The 3,323-nt window shown below is 50.5% G+C and carries 5 protein-coding genes; all 5 read right to left on the bottom strand.

Features of this window, described 5'->3' with window-relative positions:
- Positions 1 to 190: 190 nt before the first annotated feature.
- A complete protein-coding gene (locus Q1M25_RS09125; RefSeq protein WP_300483979.1) occupies positions 191 to 613 on the bottom strand; it encodes a hypothetical protein in 423 nt (140 codons plus the stop codon).
- Position 614: 1 nt separating this feature from the next.
- Positions 615 to 1,415 carry an NUDIX domain-containing protein gene (locus Q1M25_RS09120; protein ID WP_300483980.1) on the bottom strand — a complete coding sequence of 267 codons (801 nt, stop codon included), beginning with the start codon at positions 1,413 to 1,415 and terminating at the stop codon, positions 615 to 617.
- A 153-nt stretch (positions 1,416 to 1,568) separates the two neighbouring features.
- Positions 1,569 to 1,946: a holo-ACP synthase gene (gene acpS, locus Q1M25_RS09115; RefSeq protein WP_114926200.1), complete on the bottom strand. Its 378-nt coding sequence runs from the start codon at positions 1,944 to 1,946 to the stop codon at positions 1,569 to 1,571.
- Positions 1,947 to 2,033: 87 nt separating this feature from the next.
- Positions 2,034 to 2,762: a pyridoxine 5'-phosphate synthase gene (pdxJ, locus tag Q1M25_RS09110; RefSeq protein ID WP_300483978.1), complete on the bottom strand. Its 729-nt coding sequence runs from the start codon at positions 2,760 to 2,762 to the stop codon at positions 2,034 to 2,036.
- Between the two features lie 70 nt (positions 2,763 to 2,832).
- A partial coding sequence (locus tag Q1M25_RS09105) for a DNA repair protein RecO (protein ID WP_300483977.1) occupies positions 2,833 to 3,323 on the bottom strand: 491 nt, incomplete at its 5' end.

Genomic DNA, 3,323 nt, shown 5'->3' with positions numbered 1-3,323 from the left:
GTACCACATCAAACCCTTGTGTGGCCTAGCTTCTGTCCGTTTTGTGTTTTTGGCTGATAGTCAGAATAATTGTAAACAATCTGTCTAAAAATAATTTATAATTGATTCATTTATAAAGAACTTTTAAAGATGCCATCTGAAAAAATTAAAATTTTTGCCTTTAAATTTTCAGACGGCCTTTGCATGATGACTACTCTGCACTAAATGCCGTCTGAAAAGTCTGTTTGCCAATGGTAATGTCGGCAGTGTAATCATGGCGGCCTTCGACGCAAAACGGCAAGCGGATTTGCGCAGCCTGCCAACTTTGCGGCGATTGTTGCGTCAAGTTGTAGCGGTTGAAGCCCATGTCCATGTTTTTCATACTGAAACTGATACTGACCGCCCCTGTATTTTGCGGAACATTCTCTATCACGATATCAAACGGCTCGTGCGTATTGATGGATGTCGCACGCACTTTTGAACCGTCAGGCAGGACGCAGCCTTGTGTTAAATTACATTCGACTACTTTTGTTTTTGATTGCTGTTGCTGCCACCAATCCAAGAGCAGCAGTTTGGCCGCCGCAAACACAATCAGTAAAACAGCGGCAATCAAAAGCTTTTGATTTTTACTCATTTTAGACGGCCTCAATGTCATTATCGGTCAAAACGGCATGCGCACCCATGCTCTGCCACTGTTCGCGATAAATGGAAACCAGACTTTCCGGAGCTGACACAATCAGCGGCATCGCCACGCCTTGCGCCAAAATATCCGCAACTTGCCCGGCGGCCGCTTCATTCGCCACTTTCCATACGACAGCATCCGCATTTTGCACCTGCCGCCATTGTTCGGCATTTTCAATGATTGGCCACACACTGGACGCTGCTATCGGCTTGTCTTGCTGCCAATCGGCAAACTCCAGTAATACCGCCGATGCGGTTTGATGAGCCAATCCATACGGCACAACATGATATTCGCCCATGCTGTTTTGACCGCTGAAGCCGCTTTTCAGACGGCCTTGAAGCCGGCGCGGAATGGATAGGGAGCGTAACAATGCGCTATTGGCTGGCAGCATCGGCGCAACGGTAAAATCCCCTGCCTTTTGCCATGCCCATTTCTGCCCTTCCCTCGATTGGATTTCGCCCGCCCATTGGTCGGCTTCCACCCATAAAAAATGCAGGCGTACATGTACGTGTTCGTAGGAATGGACTTTGGTCAGCCACGGCGTAGCGGCAAGGATACGGATACCGAGTTCTTCTTCAAACTCGCGCTGCAAGGCTTGAAAATCGCTTTCGCCTGCCTCAACCTTGCCGCCGGCAAATTCCCAATAGCCGGCATACGGTTTGCCCTCCGGGCGCGAACTGAGCAGGTAGCGGCCGTTTTTGTCGAGCAAAATTCCGGCAACCACTTGCACCAATGGACGTGTGTCTTCAGTCATCATGAGATTATTCTTATATGCGGCAGGCGGCGACACCTGCCAATTTATACGTACAAAAACGATGTCGGGCCTATACGCCCGACCTTCAACAAATATCTAATCCTTCAGGCCGTCTGAAAAGGATGCTCTATTTCAGAATACTTAAATCCGGCCTTATTTTTCCGCAATGACAAAAGCCATGACGGTATCTTCTTCATCACTCATACTGAGATGACAGCCGTGGATGCCCTGCTCTTCCAGCCATTTGGTCAAAGCCGGTGCAAAAAACAATTCAGGTTTGCCCAGTGCGTCATGTCCAACACCGATATTGCGGAAAGACACCACGCCGCGTATGCCCGTACCGACGGCTTTGGCAAAAGCCTCTTTGGCGGCAAAGCGTTTGGCAAGATAGTTGACCGGTTTGCCTGCCTGCGGAAACTCCAACAGCTCTTCCGGGCTGAGAATGCGTTGCGCAAATGCCAGTCCGAATTTTTTGTTCAGGCGGATAATGCGTTTGAGGGAAACAATGTCTATACCGATTCCGTAAATCATGGGTCTGCTCCTTGTTTAAATAGTCAGGCCGTCTGAAAGTGTGAATACCGGCCAAAGCCAATTGCCTTAGCCGGTAGGCTGATGCCGTTAAGGCAGCATTCTGGCTCTGAACATGACTTCCTTCATTTGGCGGACCGCTTCTGGCAAGCCGAGGAAGAGTGCTTGGGAAATCAGCGAATGACCGATGTTCAACTCGCGGATAGCGAGAATTTGGGCAATCGGAGTCACGTTGTGAATGGTCAGGCCGTGTCCGGCGTTAACAACCAAACCCAAATCGCTGGCGTAATGCGCACCATTTTGAATGCGCTCGAATTGTTTCATCTGCTCGGCGTGGCCGTGTGCATCGGCATACGCACCGGTATGCAACTCGATAACGGGCGCGCCGACATCATAAGCGGCTTGGATTTGCGCGTTGTCGGCATCGATAAACAAGGACACGCGGATGCCTGCGTCAGTCAGGATTTTGGTGAACTCGGCCACTTTATCCTGTTGCGCCAATACGTCCAAACCGCCTTCGGTAGTTACTTCTTGACGTTTTTCAGGCACGAGGCACACATCTTCCGGCATGACGCTGAGCGCGTTTTCCAGCATTTCTTCCGTCAGTGCCATTTCCAAATTCAGGCGCGTGCGGATGGCGTTTTTAACGGCGAACACGTCCGCATCTTTAATATGGCGGCGGTCTTCACGCAAGTGCATGGTAATCAAATCTGCGCCGTGGGTTTCCGCAATCAGCGCCGCTTCGACAGGGCTGGGATAAATCGTACCGCGCGCATTGCGGACGGTGGCAATATGGTCGATGTTTACGCCTAACAACATAATAATGTCCTTTCTTTAAGGTTTCAGACGGCCTGAACCTTCTCATATCAAAGGCCGTCTGAAAAAAAATTCAACTGCCCAAGCCAAACTGCTGTAACTGCTGCAAAACCTGCCGAGACTTAATGCCCTCGGGCAGAAGGTTGTCAATCAAAAGCCGCGTTACTTTCAAAGCCTGCCCCAGACTTTCCTGATGAACGAAGCTGCCTTCCCTCAAATCGATTAACGTCGCGCCCAATACGGCCACGCCCTTATTGAGCGCATGGAAACGGTCGGCCTCGGACAGGGGAACCACAGCCTCTTCCGGCGTGAGCCAATACGTTTCTTCGCCGTTGATTTCATTGCCGTTGCCGTCATGGAATAAATCGGGGGCAAATCCCAAGCGTGTCAGCAGCGACCATTCAAAACGGCGCAAAGCGGCAATGTGGTTGGCCTCGCAACAAATGGTTTTCATGGTTTCCGCCAAAACATCGTAAAGCTCGGGCAACGGATCTTCGCGGACGGTCAATTTCAGCATCAACTCGTTCACATACAATCCGCTGAACAAAGCCCTGCCCTGCGGCT

This window comes from uncultured Neisseria sp., assembly GCF_951230505.1.
Lineage (GTDB): Bacteria > Pseudomonadota > Gammaproteobacteria > Burkholderiales > Neisseriaceae > Neisseria.
Note: the sequence above shows the minus strand (reverse complement) of the source record. Positions and strands in the feature narration are given on the sequence as shown.

Excerpts from the sequence above, each read along its gene's own strand:
- Q1M25_RS09125 (WP_300483979.1), bottom strand. The coding sequence starts at position 613 with ATGAGTAAAAATCAAAAGCTTTTGATTGCCGCTGTTTTACTGATTGTG.
- Q1M25_RS09120 (WP_300483980.1), bottom strand. The coding sequence starts at position 1,415 with ATGACTGAAGACACACGTCCATTGGTGCAAGTGGTTGCCGGAATTTTG.
- acpS (WP_114926200.1), bottom strand. The coding sequence starts at position 1,946 with ATGATTTACGGAATCGGTATAGACATTGTTTCCCTCAAACGCATTATC.
- pdxJ (WP_300483978.1), bottom strand. The coding sequence starts at position 2,762 with ATGTTGTTAGGCGTAAACATCGACCATATTGCCACCGTCCGCAATGCG.